Origin of the sequence: Kineosporia babensis, from assembly GCF_021129305.1 — a bacterium.
GTDB lineage: Bacteria > Actinomycetota > Actinomycetes > Actinomycetales > Kineosporiaceae > Kineosporia > Kineosporia babensis.
On the sequence record NZ_JAJOMB010000032.1, the window covers coordinates 1 to 20624 of the forward strand.

Sequence of the window (20624 nt, forward strand, 5' to 3'; positions counted from 1 at the left end):
CCTCGAGGCCAAAGCCCATTCGCCGGGTGATGGATTGGTCGAGTTCCTGCTCGGCGACAATCGCCTCCATTCTCTGCCGTACTGCGGCTGAAAGCTCCGGTCGTAAACCATCTACAAGCGCAGTCGCGAAAGCTCTTTCCAGGTCGGGGAAGGCTTCGAGCAGGGTGAGTTGCTGCTCGGGCCGCAGCGTTGTCACGAACCGGGACATCGCCACTCGCCAGCGGCCGGGGACGTCACTTCGGGTTTTGTTCGAGATAGAGGGCTCTTTGAGCCTGCGGCCTACCTGGATGATCAGCTGTACCTGGGCATCGACGGATCCGGGCTTCTGACCACGGATGCCGCGTGTGAGGAATCCGATGAGTGAGGCGACAACGTCGCTTCTGACTGGAGAGCAGAAGGCCCAGCCGAGCATCTCGTCCAGACCGTCGGTACCGCAGGGGTGGGTGGCAAGTATCTGGACGAGGCTGCCACGGGCCTGCTGGGGCTCCGGAAGGTTGGGGAGGTCGCCGGTCCCCAACTTAGGAAGCAAGGATCGCAGCCACTCCACTGCACGCTCGGCCATGTAGAAATCGTTCTCGACACCTCGCTCGGCGGCCAGAACTAGTGACGCCCGCATCACTGGATCGTGGGCGTTCTGATGCAGCACGAGTAGATCTGCCCATGGCGGCAGTTCGACGAGAGCGTTGGCATGCGGTAGGGCGAGCAACCGCCCGGCGGCCCGGCGGACCTTTTCTCGGTCGCTTGCCAGCGCTTTCATCACGACTGGGGTTAGCTCACGACTGCGGAAACCCATCGGCGCCCGCATGTCTGGCATGCCTTGCACGAGCCTTTCCAGCCGCAGCAGATCGCCGTTCGCACCGAGCAACTGGAAGAGGATGGCGGTCGCACGGGAGCGGGGGGTGTTGCGGGCCTGCAGCACTAGGCTCTCTGTTGCGCTGTCCGACAGCGCACCCTCAACGAACAGGTCGTGTGTCAAGGCATCCTTAGCGCCATTGAGATCTGCGCCGTAGCAGCGCATCAGCAGGCGTAGGAGCCGGTCGAGGTCCAGCCATGGGGCCGAGGCTTTCTCGCCCGGACGTTGCACAGCCGGGGCGACCGCGGCCACGATCTCGGCCACCACCCACGAGGGCAGCTCAGGACGTTCGAGGGTGCGCCGGATAGTGTCGGCCCAGCGCTGCTGAAGCGTTTCCGGACTCCGGTGAGATGCTGGGAGACCTTCGGTGAGCAGTTGCACGGCGAGCTGGCGCATGTCGTTGCGCTCCGACGTTAGAGCTGGGACCAGCCAGCCCCGGTTAAGTTCACTGAGCAGCGATGCCGTGTGCTGATCGGCCAGGAAACGAACGAGCGCCTTGATCGCCGACGGATGCTTGCTGCTTCCTAGCGCTAGCAGTGTGCCCCCGAAAACGGCCTGGTTCCAAGGAGCGGCTCGTTCTGTCGTCTTTCGCCCATCCAGGTGAGTTTCCCGAGGGTTGTGCAACGCGTGACTGATGAGGTGCACCGATCCGGACATCTCGTTGATCAACTGCTGGGGGTCGCTGCCGTCGGCCAGTCGGCATTCGACCCGGCGGTTGTGGAGCGCAGCGTGAGCCAAGACCAGGCGCCCTTCGGGCGCGAAGTCGCCCACCAATTCGTCGGCCCAGTTACTGATCCGTGGCGCCAATGCGAGCGGTGCTGTGGCCAGACACTCGAGGATGAAGGCAAGATAGCTCTGTTGGCCGACAGCCTTGGCCCTGGAGCCGATCTCGCGTAACTGGGTGAGTACGACATCCGGGTCCGCCGACACGAACCGCGACAGAACCGCGGGTAGTTGGGTCCAAGAGGCCAGGGTGCCGCCGGTGACACCCTGCGTCTTGCCCGGTAGCCCAAGCTTGGGAAGAATTCCCACGACCTGGTGCGCCTGCTCGTCAACCATCCGAGAAAGAGTGTCGACCACTGCGAACCACGCGGTGTCGTCTCGAGCACAGCAAATGGCCAGGACAGCCAGATCGGCGGGCGCCATCGGGCGTCCGGGCCTGGGCAGCAGAGCGAGCATGTCGCGAATCACCGACGTGTGCACCCGCTCGTCTCGGATCACCTGATCGAGTGCAGGTCGTAGAGTCGGCCAACTGCCAGGAGTCTGGGCCGCCGTCGTCAGACACAGTCGCAGATGTGAGCCCAGTGCCTGCCCCGGCTTGGGGGAGTCAGCCTTCCCCGCTATGAGCCAGTCACCGAGAACATTCCGGGCCGCTGTTGTGGCGGCCACCCGATGCATAGGTTTACGCCATGCCCAGGTCCACATCTGTTCCAGTACCGACTTGATGAAGAAGTCCTGGGGCCGGGTCCGGGCGCGCTCCAGCACGAGGTCAAGTGCAGGCGAACCAGCCCGACTCAGCAATGCGCGAGCCGCCACATACTCGAAGAAGGTCTGGTGGAAGAACGAGAACTGCCCATGCGCATCTACACTGCCGACACCCCGGGCCGTCAACATCTGTACGTCGGTGCTCAGCCGACCCGGGACGTCTGACAAGACATCAGCTATCGCGACATCGGGCGTGCCTGCCCGCAGCATCTGCAGCGCGAGTTCGTCACACGTCGCCGAGCAGTCCGCTCCTGCTTCTTCGGGGACAGCTCCCGATCGCCATGCCCGGCGGTCAGTGAGTACTCTGTCGTCCCAGTACTGATCGAATAGGTCTGTTGCGTCGACTGTTTCTGGAACAGACTGAGGGCTGTACAACTCGAAGAGCATCCGCAGGGTTAGCGGATGCTGAGCGAGGGCTCCCAAGGGGTGGCGACGCACCACGGCCTGAACGAGTTGGCTGGCCAGTGTCGAGCTGTCTCCGGGGGTGCGGCAGTACTCCAGTGCGTGCGCCGCGACTGCGCGTTCGAATTCACCCTTTCCAACCTCACTGTCGTCTGTGGGATCGGCGTGCTGCAAGGTGTCGGGGGTGACGTAGTCGGACAGAATCCGTTCCAAGCAAAGGGTGGGTACGCCTTCGCCGAGGTTGCGGGCACGGTTCAGGTCGTCGGCCAGCCGTTTGGCCTCCATTGGCCGTGCAGTCACCACCGTCGAGGCACCGGTGCCCAGTAGCACCTGTTTCAGAGCCAGGTAGCCGCGATCGTCGTTTACTACGATGTCAGCCGTATCGACCAGGAGCGTCGCCCGGTGCCCAGCGCGCAGGTCGGCCGAGATCGCGCCCTGCAGGTCGTCGACCCGCACCAGAGGTGACTCACCGGCCAGCCATCCCGCCTTGACGAAGTAGACCTCGTGATCCGGCTCAGCCAGCAAGGTAGTCGCCAGCCCCCAAAGCAGACTGGTCTTGCCCACCCCGCCGATCCCAGCCACGATTATCGGCGCATCGGGCATCCCATGGAGGAGAGACAGGAGATCCCTCTCCAGGTCGCGGTGAACGTAAAGGCGTGCTCCTCCTGTGGGAAGGAGAGCAAATTGCCTGTCCGACACGGCCCCGGCGTCGTCGAGGGCTTGTCTGCTCAGCAGGCGCAGGCGCGGCGCCGGAGAGTCAGTATTCAAGTCCACCGCCGGAAACTTCACCTCGGCCTGGCCCTCTGATCCCAACGTCGCCGTAGCTACCAGGCGAAGAGCCTCGTGACCGTCCAGACGTGACAGATCGATCGAGATATAGGGCCTCAGAAGCGCCCCCAGCACACCGCCCTGGAAGATCACCGGGACTATACGCCCCGACCCCTGCCGTGGGCCACCGGTCAAAAGTGCGGTGATGGCGCTGCCGGCGAGGTAGTCCATCGGATCACGGCCGCCGACCACGAGCGCGACGCTTGCGCCACCGTTGACGGCGTCTGAAAGCTCGACCACCGCATTAGTGCCCGCCTGTGTCCATCCCTTGACCTCGTGGCCCGCCTGCCTCAGGGCCATCGTGAGCCAATTGGCCCGGTCACGGTCGAGAGCATCGTCGTGGTCATAACAGACCACATATCCGCCGGGGGCGTTGGAACGCAACGCTTCGGGACTCGACGCCACGCCACGCATTATGGCCTACGACACGAACGCTGGGGTGCGTTTTATGCTCATCGCATGGCTTCCGCTGGACGTGTTGACTTTTTCATCAGTTATGCAAACGCCGACCGCGACCCCGACTGGGCCCAATGGATCGCCGACACGCTCGAAAGTGCCTCGTATACTTCGCGCCTTCAGGCCTGGGACATCGGACCAAGTGGTAACTTCGTCGTCGACATGCATGATTTCACGTTGACTTCGGATCGTTTGATCATGGTTTTCTCGCCGGACTATCTCGATCCGAAGCGTGAAATGGTACTGGCCGAATGGACCGCCAAGTTTCGTGACGACCCGGCGGGGAGAAAGGGCCTGCTTCTCCCGGTGAGGGTTCGGGCGTGCAACCCCACCGGTTTGCTCGGCCCGCGTGTATACATCGATCTCGTCAACCTGGACAAAGCAGCCGCCAAGCAGGTGCTCCTCGAGGGCGTCGACCCGAACCGCCGAAAACCAACGACTGTTCCTTTTCCTGGCTGAGGCGGCAGCGTATCCTCGACCGTGGACACGCTGAAACCGGCGTGTGCGTCGGGTTCAGACCGAAGTTCTGTGCAAGAATTTTGTCGTAAAGCGCGGGACGAAGTAGCTCATCGTCGTGCTTGGCCGGGTAGTCCCGTTTCGGATCCAGATCAGCCGGTCGCGGGAACGAAGACGACCTCCTGGCCGACGTACATAAGCGCGCCATGGTTGTCACAGCGATGAAAAGCCAGGAGTATCGCCAGTTACGTCTCTGTGGGTGGCGCCGTCGAGGACGACACTCGTCCCGTTTCGCACCTGTCCGTAGACGAGACCACCAAAGAAGATCGGATGACGAGGCGCGATCCGGTTGCCCTGCGACAGGGGCCAGATAGTTTCAAACGTTGCTGGGCTGAATGCGCGTAACCCCGAGGTGCTGCTGCCAACGTCGAAGACGACTTTCCCGTCGCGGGAAGGGGCGTTGAGCACGACCTCACTGAGTCGCTGAGTGATCGTCCCGGTCGCCGAATCCAGTCTCCCCTTGTACGGGGTCCGCGCCGCTGTACGGGTTGATGGTCACGATGAGGCCGTCGTCTGTCTGAAACGTACTCAAGCCGCGGACTGCGGTGTGTTGCCACTGGTCCGCTTGACCTTGCCGGTGGCGGGGTCAAGCCCGGTCAATTGGGGGTAGTTCGCGGCGCTGCTTTCGCTCGTCTCGGCACTGACGACAACCGCATCGGGGGTGAGCGCAGCAAAAAGTACCGGGCTCTGACCAAGCTACTGTGCGAGGAGCGGTGTCGACGGCTGCCATCATGCCTCGCCTGGAATGGCGCCTCCCGCCAGATCCGACACAGCAAGAATCCCGACGGAATGACCCTCGCCGTCGATCCCAGCGCCTACGCAGACCTGCTCACCCCAGCAAAACGCGGTGAACTGGACCGGCTCTCGAACTGATCCTCACGCCGCATTGTCCCGGGAGCGTTGCGCTCCCGGGACAGGACTCTGCGGGGTTTGGCTCCGCGCCCGAGGCTGGAGGCCGGACAGCTACTCGGTTCCTCTCTGTTCCAGGCCAAGTAGGACAACGTCCAGGAAGTCGGTCCATTCCGGCATGGAAGGCATCTCGAAGCCGGCAAGGAGCCAAGCCCCCAGCGCTAGCGATGTGAATGCAGCGTCAGCGGGATTCATGGCCTCTAAAGGATTCCGCTCAGCAAAAATTGCCATCAAGAGATCATAGGCAGCCTGGCCTGAAACATCCGACCAGGTACTTGTTTTCGAGAAGTCTGCAGCCAGTTCCCCGATACGATCGTCGGAGGGGACCTCGCCCTCGTCGATGGCAAAGACTGCGCCGGCCACGATGTTGAAAGCTAGTTCAAGCGCCGCCAAGTATTCGGAGTCGGTCTCGCCCAACCCCAGCACGCCGTTGCGAAATCTCTCGGGGTCTTGTGCCACAGCTCCCGCGAGCGCTTCTCGGACCTTGGGTTCAACCGCTGGGTCGACACGCATGGCTGGTCAGCCCTCCTTTTCCTTACGCTCTCTCTGGCGTTCCTCATGGTCCTCGCTCTTTGCCAGAATGCTCTGTCCCACGGCGAGGTATTGCGTGATAGCTGTCCCGGCCAGAACCACCTCCAGGGGCAGCTTTGCTACGAGCCCAACGAAGGTCCAGGCTCCACCGAGAATATTGGAGGCGAGATCAACATCCACTGAGCGTAGCTTTGCCGACCTGCTCTTAGGGGCTTGACCGGCTTGGCGGTCCTTGGCTTGTGAGAGGCGATCGGGCTTCGAAGTTCGCTTCCCAGTTGGCGGTTTGCTCCACTTGAAACCGAACGGCCCTCCTCGGGTGCCTGAGGCTGTTCCCTTCCCAGACCGTCCAAGCATGGCGGCTCGGATGCTGGCCAGAGGTCCAGGCGCTTTCCCGGAGCCGCCCGTCCTTCAACCCTTGATGGCCTCGGCGTTGGAAACTGCTGTGTCCAAGGCATCGGCGATCGAGGTAGTGGCCTCGGAGACCTTGTCGAGGTCAGCCTTGAGATTCTCCAGCATCTCCGCCTTGTCCTCCACACCCATGGCCGCCATCGCCTGGGCGCCTTCCTCGGCACCCTTGGCAGCAGCGACGAGTACCTGCTGGGCATCCTCGTAGGCCTTCTTGCTCGCCTGGATCTCGGTGATGATCTCGTCCAACGAAGCCATGCTCGTCCCCTCACGTTCTTGCTGTACGCGGCGACAGAGCGTATCCATCCGACGGTCGAATCTGTAGTTTATCCTCCGATTTGTGACTGTTCGTGCACCTCGCCCTACGGGAAGTCCGATTCTCTGGCGGGATAGACGATTCCTCTCTGGCAAGTTCAGAACGGCGCCTCGGCAGATTCGGGACCTTAGCGATGGGTGTACGCCGCTGAGCGAGACTCAACCCGAGCTTGGCCGGGCCGAGCGGACCAGTGGCAGATCAGCGGTGCACCCGCAGGTCGGGCGAAGTCGGCTTACCCAACTGGTGATTCCTGTGCCCACACCGGCCCAGCGGGAGGTGATCGCTGCGCATCTGCAGCAGCTTGACCGGTTGCACAATACTTTGTCCTTCATTGTCCGTCGGGCCGAGGGGCCTGTCCGTCGGCCGCCGCGGCGATCATCGGCGGGGAGCAGGAGACCTGAGTGAACGGCTGGCTCGACGACGACCCCAGCGCCCCGACGACGATCGTCAGCTCTTCCTGGTGCGTCGCCAGCTCGCTCTGCTACGGATTGGATTGGCACCGAGCAGCGGGAAGCGGCAATCGCCGAACTGCAGGGCCTGCTGGCTGACCTCGACCGAGCGCTGCCCGGCACAGCCTCCACGTCCCGACTCACGTGAATGGAACCCGCATGACTGATGACACCCTCGACGGGGCGGTGCCGGCCGATGATGCCGAATCCGACTCGAAAGCCCTTGCCTTGCTGGACAAGGCGATAGCTCTGCCTACGCCGCTGATCCGCAAGAACATCGCCCGGGCCCGGCAGCGCAATCCTGAGGCGAGCCCGGCTCAGGTCATCGCCAGCCTCGAGAAGATGTACGTCAGCGCCCTCACCGGTTCCGGCGCTGCAGTTGGAGGCACCGCGGCTGCTCCCGGCGTCGGTACCGGAGTAGCACTCGCCCTGACCGCCGGTGAGGTCCTCACATCGTTCCAGGCGACCGCGCTCTACGCTCTCTCGATCGCCGAGATCCACGGAGTGCCGATCGACGAGCTCGAGCGCCGGCGGACCATCGTGATGGGGATCATGCTCGGGGGCAGCGGATCCGGGACGATCGCCAAGATCTCCGAACGCACCGGACAGCACTGGGGCCGGCAGGTGGCAGCCAAGGTGCCCGCGGAGACGCTGAAACAGATCAACAAGGTGCTGGGCAAGAACTTCGTCACGAGGTACGGCACCAAGCAGGGGATCATTGTGCTCGGCCGGGTCGCCCCGTTCGGTATCGGTGCGGTGATCGGCGGTGGCGCCAACGCCGCAATGGCGGCCCTGACCGTGAAGGCCAGCCGGCGGGCGTTCGGCCCTGCACCCGCCGAATGGCCCGACCAGGCACCGAGCATCCCCGAATTGGAGAGCTGATGGCCCGCCTCGGCATCGACAAGGACTTCCTCAGCGATTTCGCCGCCTTGGAGAAGACGGTGCAGGGCAAGGGTCAAGGACGTCTTCACCAAGTTCGAGCACGCCACCCACACCGGCCTGCACCTCGAATCAGTGCAGAAGGCCAAGGATCCGCGGCTGAAGACGATCCGGATCGACCAGTACTGGCGGGGCGTGGTGCTGTCCCCGGAAACCGGCGACGACTGAGACCACGCCGCCTCGTCCCGGGAGCGTTGCATCCCGGGACGAGACTTTGCGGCTGCCGACGACGCCGAACTATTCCCCCGACGACCCCGAGATCCAGGATCTGATCGCAGGCCTGGGGAACGACGAGGATGACCGTGAAGTCACGGCTCGTGACATCAACATCATGACCGCGCTGCGGATGGCTGACGCCTTCACCTCCTTGTAGAGGGGGCGTCCTCGGTCACACGTTGTCGCTTGCCCAGACGGCGACGCCCCCGCCGCCTTACGCTCTGCTCATGCCAGACCACGCACTAACCGAGTCGCCCGGCAGCACGGTAAAGATCGACCTCGCCGCGCAGCCTGTGCTCAGTTATGCGATGGCCAACAGCGATATTCCCGTGGTCGCTCAGGTGGGCCTGGCCAGCACGGCCAGTCGCCCGGGAGCGGTGCTGCGGATCCTGATCCAGGACGAGCGGGGTCAGGTGACCAGGCCGTTCGAGCAGGTCGTGGATCTGGTGGCGAACCGCAGGGTCAGGATCGACGACCCGAAGGTGCGGCTCGACCCGGCGGTCATGCTGCAGATCGACGAGCAGCGACCGGGTCTGCTGACCGCCGAGGTGGAGTGGCATGGTCAGGTGCTGGCCAGCCACGCTGAGCCGATCCGATTGCTGGCGGCCCGGCAGTGGCTCAGGCACGAGGCCATCCAGTTTCTCAGTCTGGAGATTCTGGCCGCGTTCGTGATGCCGAACGATCCGGCGGTGAGCAGACTGCTCAACGAGGTCACCGAGTGGCTGCAAGAGCGAACTGGTGACGCGTCGCTGTACGGCTACCAAGCTGACGCTCGACGGGTGGACCTCACGGTCCAGGCCGTTTTCGAAGCGATGCAGGCTCGCCGGATCAGCTACGGCGAACCGCCCGCAAGTTGGTCCGAGTCTGGCATGGGTCAGAAAGTTCGTACGCCGCACGAGGTGCTGGAGGGAAGGATCGGGACCTGCCTCGACACGACCGTGGTGATGGCCGCAGTTCTGGAGCAGGCTGGCATCCATCCGCTGCTGTGGGTCGTCGAGGGGCACGCCTTCCTCGGGTACTGGCGGCATGAGCGGATTCTCGACGAGATCACCCAGACCGGCGCCGGGGACCTGGTGAACCGGATCGACCTGGACGAGATCCGGTTGGTCGAGACCACCGCCCTGACCAAGCCCTTCGACCCGGGGCTGTACGAGCGGAGCACCCGCAGCCCGGTCCAGAGCCATCTGTCCGGGGATCTGAGTAACGTGCTGGGAGTAACCGACGTTCTGAGTGCGCGCCTGCGCAAGATCGTTCCCCTCCCGGCCTCGACGCGTGGTGAGGACGGCCAGGCCCAGGTTGTTGTCTACGAGCCCAGGCAGCACTCCACCGCCCCGGCACCGCGGGCCGAGCCCCGGCGGGCGCGTGCGCACACCCGTTCGGTGAAACCGGTGCCGCCGCGTGTGCAGGTCTGGAAGAACTCGCTCCTGGACCTGAGCACCCGAAACCGCCTGATCGACCTCAAGGCTGAGCATGGCGTCGGTCTGAATGTGCCGACCGGTCATCTGGGGCTTGTCGAAGATGCCCTTCACGAGGGCGGGGCCCTGCACCTGCTGCCCGGCGACCGGATCGACCAGGTGCACCTGGCGCGCGGTGGACGGCTGCCGGAGGACCATGTCGCCCGGATCTTCGCGAGCAACCACCAGCTCTACACCACGCTTACCCACGGTCAATACATCACGCGACTGCGCTCTTTGGCGCAGAAGGCCCGCGTCATCGTCGAGGAGACGGGAGCCAACAACCTCTACCTGGTGCTCGGTACCCTGGTCTGGAAGCACGATGGCAAGGACTTGCGTTCGCCGTTGATCCTGGTGCCGGTTCGGCTGATCCGCCGAGCTGGCGACTACCACCTCGAGATCGACGAAACTGGAACCAGCACGCCGAATTTCTGTCTGCTGGAGAAGCTCTACCAGGTACACGGGCTCAGGGTTCCTGGCCTCGCTGAGCCGGTTCTCGATGGCGCGGGGATCGATCTGGATGCGGCGGTCCGGGCGATGCGGGTGGCGCTGTCGGAACACGGTCTACCCTTTCGGGTCGATGCCGCGAGGGCCGATCTGGCGATCCTGCACTTCGCGAAATTCCGGATGTGGAAGGACCTGGACGAGAACTGGGAGCAGCTCTCGGTGAATCCGCTGGTCCATCATCTGATCCACAGCCCGGCACAGCCCTTCCGGGACAGCGTGGAACCCCCGAAGAACTCAATCGACCTGGACGAGCTGGATGCCGGTTGCCCGCTACCGGGCGATGCCTCGCAGCTCGGCGCCGTGGCCGATGCTGTGGACGGCCGCACCTTCGTGCTGGAAGGCCCTCCGGGAACTGGTAAGTCCCAGACGATCACGAACATGCTGACCCGGGCGGTCGTCGAAGGACGTCGCGTGCTCTTCGTCGCCGAGAAGCGTGCTGCCCTGGACGTGGTCCGGCGGCGGCTGGACGAGGTCGGGATGGGCCCGTTCTGCCTGGACCTGCACGACAAGGGCAGCAAGCCGGTTCAGGTCCGGGCCCAGATCAACGAGTCCCTGAACCATCACGTGGTCGTTGACGACCAGGACCTGCGGGCCGCTCAGCAGGATCTGCGCTCCTCACGCCGGGTTCTGTCCCGGTATGCCCGCGGGCTGCACGAGACGAATTCCCTTGGCTATTCCTTCTATTCGTCGCACACCGAGCTTGTTGCCCTGGGCGAGGGGCCGGTGCTGCCGGTGCCCCGCGATTTCCTGCACGCGCCGGAGGCGCCGGCGAAGGTGGAGGCGGTCCGCGATCTGCTGCGCGTGCTGCCTGACAAGGCTGATGTCACGATTCCGGAACGGCAGCATCCGTGGGGCTTCGTGCTGCTGGACGATCCAGCCGATCTCGATGTCGAGCGGGTCCGTCAGGCTGCCCTGGCCGTGGACGAGAGCCTTGGCCATCTCACTGATAGTGGCTATCTCACCGATGTTCTCGCTGCGGTGTGTTCCGTGGCGGAGCTGTCCGACCTGAGTGCCGTCATCAGGGCGTCAGGTGTGGGTCTTCGAATCATGGACGAGTCGCGCGGCCAACGATGGACGGATGCCTGCGCGTGGTGGATGGCTGAACTCGACTCGTTCCTTGCCGCCGGCCATCCGGCGCTGACGCTCGTTACTCCGGCAGCGCTCGACCTGAACTTGGCCGAGATCCACGCACATGCCGTGGAGGCGGGAGAATCCAGTGTCATCGGTCGGTCTCGACGACTGCGCGAAGTCGGGTCCCGGCTCGACCCCGTGCTGCGACCCGGTTGCGAGATCGCCGTTAAGGACGTCCTCGACCTGACCAGCGCTCTGCTGCGGCTTCAGACCGAGGTTCAGGGCTTGGCGCAGCAAGCTCGCAGCATTCCCGGAATCCAGGTACCGGGGGACTGGAACCCGTTCACCGAAGGTTCCCAGGACCTCGTCCATCGTCAGATCGACTGGCTGCGGGACTTGGGCCGGGCCGTCGACCCGAACGTAGGTTCCGCCAGCCACCGGGTTTTCGTGGACCGCTTACGGAACATCCTGCAGGCGGGCGAGTCGGTCGACGCGGCAGTGGTGGAAGCGATCGACCAGACTGCATACACGCTTCAGGCGCTCTCCTGGGAATGCGGCTCAACTGAACAGATTCTCGAGTGGTGGAGCGGTGACGAAGGACTTCTGGCCGGATGGCGGGATACCAGAGCCGGGCGGGCGCTGTTCGATCCGGCCCTGCACAGCCTGCGTCGGTGGGTAGCCTTCCGGCAGGCACTGGTGCCACTGCGGAGCCTTCGGCTCGGGGAGACCTACGACGAACTGCTCACCGGGGTGGTCCTCGCTGACGACGCGGCAGCGGCTTTCGAACGAGGGCTTGCTAGTAGCTCGCGAACTGAGCGCAGTGAGTCCAATCGACTGGACATCTTCGACCCGAAGGCGCACAACCGTGCCGTGGAACGGTTCTCCGTGGCGTCCTCCACAGTCCGTCGGCACCTGAGAACTTCTCTGCCCGCACAAGTGCTGGCCCGCCGGTCGTTCGATGCCGATACGGCCACTGGGGACGCGGGGGAACTGCGCAAGGAGGTCCGGCGTCAGCGTGGTGGCGTGGGGGTTCGTGCGCTGCTGTCGAAGTACGGCGAGCTGATCACCGAGATCATGCCCTGTGTCCTGGTCAGCCCGGACTCGCTGGCCCGGTTCTTCGAGAGCAGCGGCCAGATGTTCGATCTGGTGGTCTTCGACGAGGCCTCGCAGATCCGGGTGGCCGATGCGATCGGGGCGATGGGCCGCAGCAAGTCCGTCGTGGTGGTGGGCGACAGCAAACAGATGCCGCCCACCACATTTGCCCAGAGATCCTTCGGAGACGAGGATGACGACGAGGTGGTGGCCGCCGAGGCGGCCGCACCGGTCGACGAGGAAAGCATCCTCACCGAGTGCGTCGAGGCGAGAGTGCCGCAGAAGTGGCTCTCCTGGCACTACCGGAGCACCGACGAGTCACTGATCGCCTTCAGCAACCTTAAGTACTACGAGGGGCGACTGTCCTCGTTCCCCACACCGAACACGGCCGGACCGGACTCCGGGATCAGTCTGATCCCCGTGGACGGCGAGTACCTGCGTTCGGCGGCGGGCAAGCTGAAGCGCACGAACCCTCAGGAAGCCATGGCCGTGGTCGCCGAGATCCGGCGACGGTTCGAGGACTCCGAGACACCACCGTCCATTGGTGTGGTGACCTTCAACGCCCAGCAACGCACACACATCGAGGACCTGATCCGCGACAGCGGACACGAGCCGATGATCGAGGCACTCGATACCCGGTGACCGGAAGGACTGTTCGTCAAGAACCTGGAGAACGTCCAGGGCGACGAGCGGGATGTCATCCTGTTCTCCACCGGATTCAGCACGAACGAGAAGGGGGTGCTGCCCCGTAACTTCGGCCCACTGGTGTGGTTCGGTGGCGAACGTCGCTGGAACGTGGCCATCACCCGGGCCCGTCGGCAGGTTCTCGTCTTCAGTTCGTTCGCTCCCAGCAAGCTGAAGGTCGAGGCCACGTCCGCGAAGGGAATCCAGGATCTGCGGGCCTATCTCGACATCGCGGCCGGAGACAGCGAGGTGCTCGCCAGCACCGTGGCCTTGGCAGCCGCACCTGACAAGCACCGTGAACAGCTGGCCCGAGCGCTGCGGGAGCGGGGCCTGGTGGTGCAGGAGGTCTTCGGCCTTTCGGACTTCCGGGTCGAGCTGGCCCTGGCGGCGCCGGAGCGTCCCGGGCACTTCGTCGTTGCCGTACTTCTGGACGGTGAGGAGTGGCGCCGGCGGGCAACGGTCAGCGACCGGGACGGGCTGCCGGTCCAGGTACTGTCGAAGATGCTGGGCTGGCCGGCCGTGGAGCGGGTTTGGCTGCCCGAGTGGCTGGTCGAACCGGAGAACGTTCTCGACCGGCTCGAGGCGGTCACTCGCGAGGCGGCCCGTGCCCTTCCGGCACCTGTCCACGCAACCCCAGCGCCCTCGTCCTTCATTGGTACCCCCACGAAAACGAACGCCGACTTGCTGATCGCCGGGCCGGCGGTGACACCGGCCAAGGCTCCGACGGCCACGCTTCTGCGCCGGATCATCCCGTCCGACCGTGTAATTCCGGGGCAGGAGATCTATTCGCCCTGGGAGCCCAGGGTGGTCGGAGAACGGAAGGTACTCGACCGGCTCCCGACCGCGCTGCCGGTGGTGCTCGAGTTGATCGAGGAGATCGTCGAGACTGAGGGGCCGATCCATCAGGAACGTCTGGCCAAGCTCATCGCTGCGGCCTTCGGCATCAGCCGGCTCATGGGCGGGCGGGCGGAGAAGATCTATGCCGCTCTGCCGTCCTCGTATTTTCAGGAACCGGGCGAGCCGTTCCTGTGGCCCTCGAAGCTGTCACCGGCGACGTGGACCGGATTCCAGCGCCAGAAGAGCGTCAAGCCAAGGCCGCTGGAGCAGATCAGTCATCGGGAGATCGGTAACGCGATGGTCGGGATTGCCCGGTTCACGGCTGGGCTTCCCCGGGATCAGCTGCTGCGGGAGACGCTCGGGGTGTTCGGAGCCCGGCAGATGACCGAGCGGACGGAGAAGCGCTTGCTGGAGTCGCTGGAGGCGTGCCTGCGGCGCGAGCTTCTGATCGAGCAGCATGGGCTGGTCCTCGTCGATTGAGGTTCCCCCGAAACGGTGGACAGGGGGTTAAGCAGCGTTGGCTGTGCCTGTCAGGCTGGCTCAAAGCGGATGGGGCTGAGCCCTCCTGCTCCTGAGTGACGACGTTCATGATTGAACCATCTGATCCATTTGTCAACTCCAGCAACGAGTTCCGCCTTCGTGGCGAAGGTCCGACGGTAGTAGTACTCGTGCTTGAACGTGGACCAGAACGACCCCGCGGCAGCGTTATCCCAGCAGATCCCGGTCTCACCCATCGACCGGAGCAGGTCGTGCCGGCCGCAGGCGGCCGCGGTCACGGCGCCGGTGAACTCCCCGCCTCGGTCCGAATGCAGGATGGTCTTGGCCACGTTCTGGCCTTCGCGGGTGCGGGTGGCAACGGCGGCGTCGATGGCGCGGGCGACCATGGGCGCGTCGAAGTGGTCGTCGATGGCGTAGCCCTGGACGCGGCGGGAGTGCCCGTCCCGGATCGCGCACAGGAACATGTTGCCCTCGCCGCAGGGCAGGTAGGTGATGTCGGTGAACCACGCGGCGTTCAGGTGGCCCTGGTCGAACTGCCGGCCGACCAGGTCGGGCGGGAACGACGCGTCCGGGTCCTGCACGGTGGTGCGGACTTTGAACGTTCGAGGGCTGATGCCCTCGATCCCGATCTCGGCCATGATCGCCGCGACGGTCTTGGCGTTCACAACCTCACCGCGATCGCGCAACTTGTCGGTGATCCGTGGGGATCCGTAGGTCCCGTCGGACTCGGCATGAATGTCGAGGATCTTCACCGTGAGATCGGCTCGTCGCTGTTGCCTTTGGGTCGGCTCGGATGCGTCACGGCGCTTGCGCCACTCGTAGAAGCCCGATGTGGACACCTTCAGCAATCGGGCCATGCGCAGCACGGAGAAGCTCTCTGACCGCTGCTGGTCATGCTCGTGTTGAGCTGGCGTGGCGTCGTGCAGGTTTGTCTGCGGGCTGGTGATCTGGGCAGTTTGTTCGGGTTCTTGCTCGGGGCAGGCGTACTTCGCCATCAGTTCGAACCGCGTGGATTCGTCTTCGACACAAAGTACGCCGAAGCTTTTGCCAGGAACTGATTGTCCTTCTCCAGCTCAGAGACCCGGCTACGTAGCCGCAGCAACTCGGCCCTCTCGGCGGCGTCCAGGGGCGCTTCCCCGACCGCCTCGGCGGCGGTGACCCGGCGGCGTTCGTCCTTGACCCAGACGCTCAGCATGCCTGGGTCGATCCCGAGTTCCCGAGCGACCTCGGCGATCGTCCGTCCGGAGTCGATCACGCGGTGGGCAGCCTCGATCTTGTACTCGGTCGTGTACGACCGGCGCTTACGAGGAGGCATACGGACATCCTTCCAGCAGGATCGGCGATCCTGCTAAATCGGTGTCCACTCTCTCGGGGGAACCTCAGCTATCCACCGTCCGAGATGCGCGCGTGGTCACTGGGAGCATGTGCATCTGGTGGCTCGTGCAACCTCACGACGAACGGCTCGTGGGTTCGTCGTGAGGTTGCGGCTCGCTGATAGGCGGCTCTGGCTAACAGCGAGATTGGTTCGTGGGTGAAGCCTAGTGAGCGGCGACGGTTTCGGATGGTGCTGTGTTGGGGCGCCGTACGAAGAGGGTGAAGGCCAGGACGACGAGCGCGGCGATGCCTCCTACAGCGAAGGCGGCCTGGGTGCCCTCGACTGTGTTCTGGACCGTGCTGGCAGTGGCGTCAGCGGTGTGTGCGGAGGATCCGATGGTCAGCATGGTGATGAACAGGGCGGTGCCGGCCGCGCCGCCGAGTTGCTGGATGGTGCTGGCGGCGGCGCTGGCGTGGGAGTACAGCTGGGGGCGCACGGAACTGAGGGCGGTGGTGAACAGCGGGGAGATCAGCAGGCTCAGGGCGAGGCTCATGAGCACGTACATGGCGATGGCCGTGGCGGGTGCGCTGTCGGCGTTCAGGGTGGACATCGACCACAGGGCGGCTGAGAGCAGGACGCCGCCGGGGATGACGAGCGGGCGTGGGCCGTGGCGGTCGTACAGGCGCCCGATGAACGGTGCGGCCAGGACCTGGATCGCGCCGCCGGGGATCATCAGCAGGCCGGTGGTGAACGGGGTGAGCCCGGTGACCTGCTGCAGGTACAGGGGCAGCATGATCAGGACGCCGAACATGATGGAGAAGGCGGCCAGGGTGGCCAGGACCGAGATGGTGAACGGCGCGTAGGTGAAGATCCGCAGGTCCAGCAGGGCTCGGTCGGTGCGGGCCAGCAGGATCTGCCGCCAGGCGAAGGCGGCCAGGGCGAGCAGACCGATGACGAGCGGGATGCTGACCGGCACGGGGGCGTGACCGCTGGCGGACTCCCCGATCAGGGCCAGCCCGAAGATCAGCCCTCCGAAGGCCAGGGCGGACAGCACCACCGACAGCAGGTCCAGGTGCACGCGCCGGGGGGTGTTCAGGTCACGGACCCAGATCGTGCCCAGGGCGACGCAGATGAGCGCGATCGGCAGCATGACGATGAAGATCCACCTCCAGCCGAGCGCGGACAGCAGCAGCCCGGCCGAGACCGGCCCGACCACCGGCGCGACGGCCAGGACGATCGCGAGCCGGGCCATGACCCGGCCGCGCTGATGAGCGGGGACCACGTGCATGACGGTGTTGAGCAGCAGCGGCATCAGCACCGCGGCCCCAAGGGCCTGCACGACCCGGCCGACCAGCAGGAGCGCGAAGCCCGGTGCCAGCGCGGCCAGGAGCGTGCCGAGGGTGAACAGGCCAGTCGCGGCGAGGAAGACCGAGCGGGCGTGGAAGCGCTGCAGGAGGAACCCGGAGGCCGGGATGACGACGGCCATGGTGAGCATGTAGCCGGTGGTCAGCCACTGCCCATTGGCGGCGGAGACGTTCAGGTCGGCCATCAGCTGGGGCAGGGCCAGCCCCATGACGGTCTCGTTCAGGATGCCGACGAAGGCGGCCACCATCAGCACGCTCAGGGCCGGGCCGGTACGAGGCGCCGGCTCGGCCGCGACCTCGGTACGGGCAGGGGCAGGGGTAGTCATGACGTTTCGAGTGCTTTCTCTGGGCTCGTGCGGGTGAGTGCGCCTCATGGGGCCTCGAGACGCTCGACGCCGGACATCCGACGCCGACGCCGACGCATGCGCTATCGCGTCGTTCGACCGTGCCTCCGTGCCGTGGACCGCTCGCTCGGGATGCTCTCGGCCTGAACCGAAGGAACAGGGCTGAAAGCCCCTGAGCCACAGGCCGTGAGGCTCTTGCGGACCACGTAGTCAGGATTCCGGTCTCCCATCACATTAAACGAATCGGATTCGTTTAACGAGTGCGGGGCGTCTTGCTCGGCCGGTCCACGCACGGGGTGTGACGCACGTCGCCCGCCGCCGGGTCTTTCGCTGGTGGTTTGCCGGTGATTGTTGCGGCCCTGGTCGGTGGTCCGGTGCGGTGGTGTGCCAGCATGGGCAGGGCCATGCCACGACCCAAGACACCATTGCTGTCTCCAGAGCTGATCGCCGATGCCGCCCTGGATCTGATCGACGAGACCGGCGACCTGCAGATGGTGATCCTGGCTCGCCGCCTGAAGGTCGCGCCGGGATCGCTCTACAACCATGTCAAGGGCCGCGCCGATGTGGTGGAACTGGTGCGGCTGCGGATCGCCGATCAGGTCTCGCCCCCGCTGCAGGCGCGGGACTGGAAGGTGGCTGTCGCGGGCTTCCTGAAGAGCTTCGCCGACTTGTACGCCCGCCACCCCAAGGCACTGTCACTGATGTACGACCACACCATCAGCAGTGAGCGGATGCTGAGCTTCTACGAGCCCGTGTTCGCGGCGCTGATGCGAGCGGGGTTTCCCGCATCCGAACTGCGGACCATCATGACCCTGATCGACTATCAGGCTGTGGCCCTGGCCCGCGGCCTGCCCGAGCCGGTGGTCACGGACGAGATCCGCGACTCGCTGCCGGCCTACGCCGCCTCCATCGAGTACGCCACCAACAGCCGGGACGAAGCGGTCGCACTGGCGACCGACGTCCTGATCTCCGGACTGGAGCAGCGACTCCTCAGAAACCCGAACGGGACCACGAGCCAGGGCACTTAGTCGGCGGCCGGCTGCTGGGCGGGCAACCGGGTGGTGGCGGCCGGGTGGCGGGTGTGCGCACGCAGCATGGTGGCACCACCGGCGGTTGCTCGGTGGCGCCACCATGGCGATGTTTGAACGGGCCCGCTGGGGGCGGTGTTCTTCAGGTCAGCGCAGCTGGAAACCCCTGCTGTGCAGAGTTTCACGCAGGTTCTGGCGGCCATCCATGTAGTCCATGCTGCTGGTGGAGAACGCGACCATCTCACGCCAGGTCCTCACCGTGGACCCGGAACTCTCCAGGAAGTCGCGCAACACCGGCTCGTAGGCCTCGACATTGTCCATCGACTGCTGCGCGCTGTACCGGTCGTGATGCAGCACGAGCGCCTGGGGTGGACGGGGCCGGATCTGCGTCGGCTGCGCGGGATCGGGACTGCCAACGACCATGCCGAAGGCGACGAAACTGTGCGGGGGCAACTCCAGGAGCTGAGCCATCTCGTCGGCCTTGTTACGGGCCGCACCGATGTAGACGACGCCGAGCCCGAGGGCCTCGGCGGCGACCACCGCGTTCTGTGCGGCGACGGCTGCGTCGATCGAGGCCATGAGGAAGGAATCGAGGTAGTCCACGACCTCGGTACCGGTTCCCGCCTCAGTGGCAATGCTGTGGCTGCGCGACAGATCGGCCACCCACAGCAGGAAGGCGGGAGCTTGCTCGATGAAGGTGCTGCCGATACCGAATGTTTCGGACACGGTCAGCGCTGCCGCCTTGGCCTTCACCTGCGGGTCGGTCACTGCCACGACGCTCCACTGGTTGAGCCCCGAAGACGTCGAGGCTGACTGCGCAGCCGCGACCATCGTCTCCAAGGAGCCTGCGGGAAGCGGATCAGGCAGGAAGGCCCGCACCGAGCGATGCTCCAGCAAACCCTGAATCCGCTCGTTCCATATCAGGCCGGCCGGGACATTGGCCTGTCCGTACCGCTGCTCCAGCAGATTCTGACGTTCTTCACTCTGGGACACGAAGACCCTCTCACGACTCTCGTACTGCCCGATACCGGCCTGACAGCGCAGACGCACGCCATCGGAGCCGAAACCCGGCAGCCCGACATCGGATCCAGGCTCGACGCACGATCGCGGCAACGCTGCCGCCAAGGCGCCCGGAAGACGACGATGTATCCGGCAGTCATGCGCGATCAGGCAGGCCGACGGAGCGCCTCCGTGACGCTCGCCGACACACCCACATTAAACGAATCGAATTCGTTTAACAACATCCACTGGCGCCCTCGGGGTCGGTGGCGCCGCGGTACGCGCCTGCGCCGCAGGGTGGTTTGATGATGTCGTTGCACAAGTTCACCGCCGGTGACGGCTATTGCTCCCTGGCCCGGCAGGTGGCCACACGCGAGGCCGGCGAACGCGGATTCTCCTCGTCAGGGGCGTGCTACGGTGCCCGAGGCGAGGCTGGCGAAACTGGTTACAGTCAGGCGCAAATGAGTGACGTGGGGAGAAGCGACTTGCTAGGAGCACGCTCCTGATCGTGATCGTTCCGAACCTAGGTTTCAGCCTGACGCGCCGCAAACAATCACATAAAGTGCGCCAGAGCCACTTTTGGGAGACCGTTGACACTCCCACAGGACGGCGTTCTGGCCGATGTGCGTGCCGTTCTCACGCACGATCAACCAGAAGGACGTCTCACCGAGGACTTCCGTACTGAGCCACCGGGTATCTCAGAAGAGATCTTCCTGGTAAGTGCGCAGGATGCCCATGCGCTGCAGCATCCCGGCGACGATGGCAGCGTGCACGAGATCGACCAGCGAGCACCTGACCGGCGAGCAGATGGCCGCCACGCTGAGCACCGCCTACGGTGAGAAGGTGGAGTACCGGCCCTTTCCCGGTCTCGTTACGCGGATTCTTCCTTTACCGGAGCCGCCGAGATGGCGAACATTTACGCCTACTTCGCCGCTGCCCGCGACCGGTACGGCAAGAGCCTGGTCACCGGGCTCGCGGACGAACTTCCGGGAGGAGCCCAGACCTTCACCAACTGGCTGACCGAAAACGTCCAGCGCATCCCCTTCACTGACCCTTCGAACCCTCCGTCGAGCCGTCTCAGTCGTGCCCGGCCGGGAGATCGCAAAGGCACGATGGCCACCGATCC

At 64.9% G+C, this 20624-nt stretch carries 15 protein-coding genes and 1 pseudogene; 7 read left to right on the forward strand and 9 right to left on the reverse strand.

The features are described from left to right. Positions 1 to 3973: TIR domain-containing protein (locus LR394_RS37485; protein WP_231449459.1), on the reverse strand; the 3973-nt coding region annotated here is incomplete at its 3' end. A 54-nt stretch (positions 3974 to 4027) separates the two neighbouring features. Between LR394_RS37485 and LR394_RS37490 the strand changes: the two genes are divergently transcribed. Then, positions 4028 to 4483 (forward strand): toll/interleukin-1 receptor domain-containing protein, encoded by a 456-nt coding sequence (locus tag LR394_RS37490; RefSeq protein WP_231449460.1) that lies wholly within the window; start codon positions 4028 to 4030, stop codon positions 4481 to 4483. A 1020-nt stretch (positions 4484 to 5503) separates the two neighbouring features. Here LR394_RS37490 and LR394_RS37495 read toward each other — a convergent pair. The 3 genes from LR394_RS37495 to LR394_RS37505 form a co-directional block, all read right to left on the reverse strand. Next, positions 5504 to 5962, reverse strand: coding sequence for a hypothetical protein (locus LR394_RS37495; protein WP_231449461.1), 459 nt, complete (start codon positions 5960 to 5962; stop codon positions 5504 to 5506). A 6-nt stretch (positions 5963 to 5968) separates the two neighbouring features. Then, positions 5969 to 6160: a hypothetical protein gene (locus LR394_RS37500; RefSeq protein WP_231449462.1), complete on the reverse strand. Its 192-nt coding sequence runs from the start codon at positions 6158 to 6160 to the stop codon at positions 5969 to 5971. A gap of 228 nt (positions 6161 to 6388) precedes the next feature. Beyond that, positions 6389 to 6643: a hypothetical protein gene (locus LR394_RS37505; RefSeq protein WP_231449463.1), complete on the reverse strand. Its 255-nt coding sequence runs from the start codon at positions 6641 to 6643 to the stop codon at positions 6389 to 6391. A gap of 666 nt (positions 6644 to 7309) precedes the next feature. Here LR394_RS37505 and LR394_RS37510 point away from each other — a divergent pair. The 5 genes and pseudogenes from LR394_RS37510 to LR394_RS37525 all read left to right on the forward strand — a co-directional run bounded on the left by LR394_RS37510 (position 7310) and on the right by LR394_RS37525 (position 14430). Further along, the gene (locus tag LR394_RS37510) at positions 7310 to 8032 is read left to right on the forward strand and encodes a hypothetical protein (RefSeq protein WP_231449464.1); all 723 of its coding nucleotides are present in this window, start codon (positions 7310 to 7312) and stop codon (positions 8030 to 8032) included. Next, a pseudogene (locus tag LR394_RS43835) lies at positions 8032 to 8251 on the forward strand (UvrD-helicase domain-containing protein); the annotation flags it as partial. The gene LR394_RS37510 and the pseudogene LR394_RS43835, both read left to right, overlap by 1 nt. 52 nt (positions 8252 to 8303) lie before the next feature. Next, a complete protein-coding gene (locus LR394_RS37515; protein ID WP_231449465.1) occupies positions 8304 to 8462 on the forward strand; it encodes a hypothetical protein in 159 nt (52 codons plus the stop codon). A 70-nt stretch (positions 8463 to 8532) separates the two neighbouring features. Further along, positions 8533 to 13071 (forward strand): DUF4011 domain-containing protein, encoded by a 4539-nt coding sequence (locus LR394_RS37520; protein ID WP_231449466.1) that lies wholly within the window; start codon positions 8533 to 8535, stop codon positions 13069 to 13071. Between the two features lie 24 nt (positions 13072 to 13095). Continuing rightward, positions 13096 to 14430 (forward strand): DUF3320 domain-containing protein, encoded by a 1335-nt coding sequence (locus LR394_RS37525; protein ID WP_269330440.1) that lies wholly within the window; start codon positions 13096 to 13098, stop codon positions 14428 to 14430. Between the two features lie 50 nt (positions 14431 to 14480). On the opposite strand, the gene LR394_RS37530 is transcribed toward LR394_RS37525, so the two are convergent. From LR394_RS37530 to LR394_RS37540, 3 genes are all read right to left on the reverse strand, one after another. Further along, a complete protein-coding gene (locus LR394_RS37530; RefSeq protein WP_231449467.1) occupies positions 14481 to 15443 on the reverse strand; it encodes an IS3 family transposase in 963 nt (320 codons plus the stop codon). Continuing rightward, positions 15443 to 15763 (reverse strand): transposase, encoded by a 321-nt coding sequence (locus LR394_RS37535; RefSeq protein WP_231449468.1) that lies wholly within the window; start codon positions 15761 to 15763, stop codon positions 15443 to 15445. Before LR394_RS37535 ends, LR394_RS37530 begins: the two co-directional genes overlap by 1 nt. A 223-nt stretch (positions 15764 to 15986) precedes the next feature. Then, a complete protein-coding gene (locus tag LR394_RS37540) occupies positions 15987 to 17453 on the reverse strand; it encodes an MDR family MFS transporter (RefSeq protein ID WP_231449469.1) in 1467 nt (488 codons plus the stop codon). Between the two features lie 422 nt (positions 17454 to 17875). Here LR394_RS37540 and LR394_RS37545 point away from each other — a divergent pair, with 422 nt between their 5' ends. Beyond that, positions 17876 to 18499, forward strand: a complete 624-nt coding sequence (locus LR394_RS37545) for a TetR/AcrR family transcriptional regulator (protein ID WP_231449470.1) — start codon at positions 17876 to 17878, stop codon at positions 18497 to 18499. A 147-nt stretch (positions 18500 to 18646) separates the two neighbouring features. On the opposite strand, the gene LR394_RS37550 is transcribed toward LR394_RS37545, so the two are convergent. Both LR394_RS37550 and LR394_RS42465 read right to left on the reverse strand, forming a co-directional pair. After that, the gene (locus LR394_RS37550) at positions 18647 to 19624 is read right to left on the reverse strand and encodes a nitroreductase family protein (protein WP_231449471.1); all 978 of its coding nucleotides are present in this window, start codon (positions 19622 to 19624) and stop codon (positions 18647 to 18649) included. Between the two features lie 572 nt (positions 19625 to 20196). Further along, positions 20197 to 20325: a hypothetical protein gene (locus LR394_RS42465; RefSeq protein ID WP_269330435.1), complete on the reverse strand. Its 129-nt coding sequence runs from the start codon at positions 20323 to 20325 to the stop codon at positions 20197 to 20199. Positions 20326 to 20624: the final 299 nt, after the last annotated feature.

Bases quoted from the DNA above. Each gene is read 5' to 3' on its own strand.
- LR394_RS37490 (WP_231449460.1), top strand. From the start codon at position 4,028: ATGGCTTCCGCTGGACGTGTTGACTTTTTCATCAGTTATGCAAACGCC.
- LR394_RS37495 (WP_231449461.1), bottom strand. From the start codon at position 5,962: ATGCGTGTCGACCCAGCGGTTGAACCCAAGGTCCGAGAAGCGCTCGCG.
- LR394_RS37505 (WP_231449463.1), bottom strand. From the start codon at position 6,643: ATGGCTTCGTTGGACGAGATCATCACCGAGATCCAGGCGAGCAAGAAG.
- LR394_RS37510 (WP_231449464.1), top strand. From the start codon at position 7,310: ATGACTGATGACACCCTCGACGGGGCGGTGCCGGCCGATGATGCCGAA.
- LR394_RS37520 (WP_231449466.1), top strand. From the start codon at position 8,533: ATGCCAGACCACGCACTAACCGAGTCGCCCGGCAGCACGGTAAAGATC.
- LR394_RS37530 (WP_231449467.1), bottom strand. From the start codon at position 15,443: ATGGCGAAGTACGCCTGCCCCGAGCAAGAACCCGAACAAACTGCCCAG.
- LR394_RS37535 (WP_231449468.1), bottom strand. From the start codon at position 15,763: ATGCCTCCTCGTAAGCGCCGGTCGTACACGACCGAGTACAAGATCGAG.
- LR394_RS37540 (WP_231449469.1), bottom strand. From the start codon at position 17,453: ATGACTACCCCTGCCCCTGCCCGTACCGAGGTCGCGGCCGAGCCGGCG.
- LR394_RS37545 (WP_231449470.1), top strand. From the start codon at position 17,876: ATGCCACGACCCAAGACACCATTGCTGTCTCCAGAGCTGATCGCCGAT.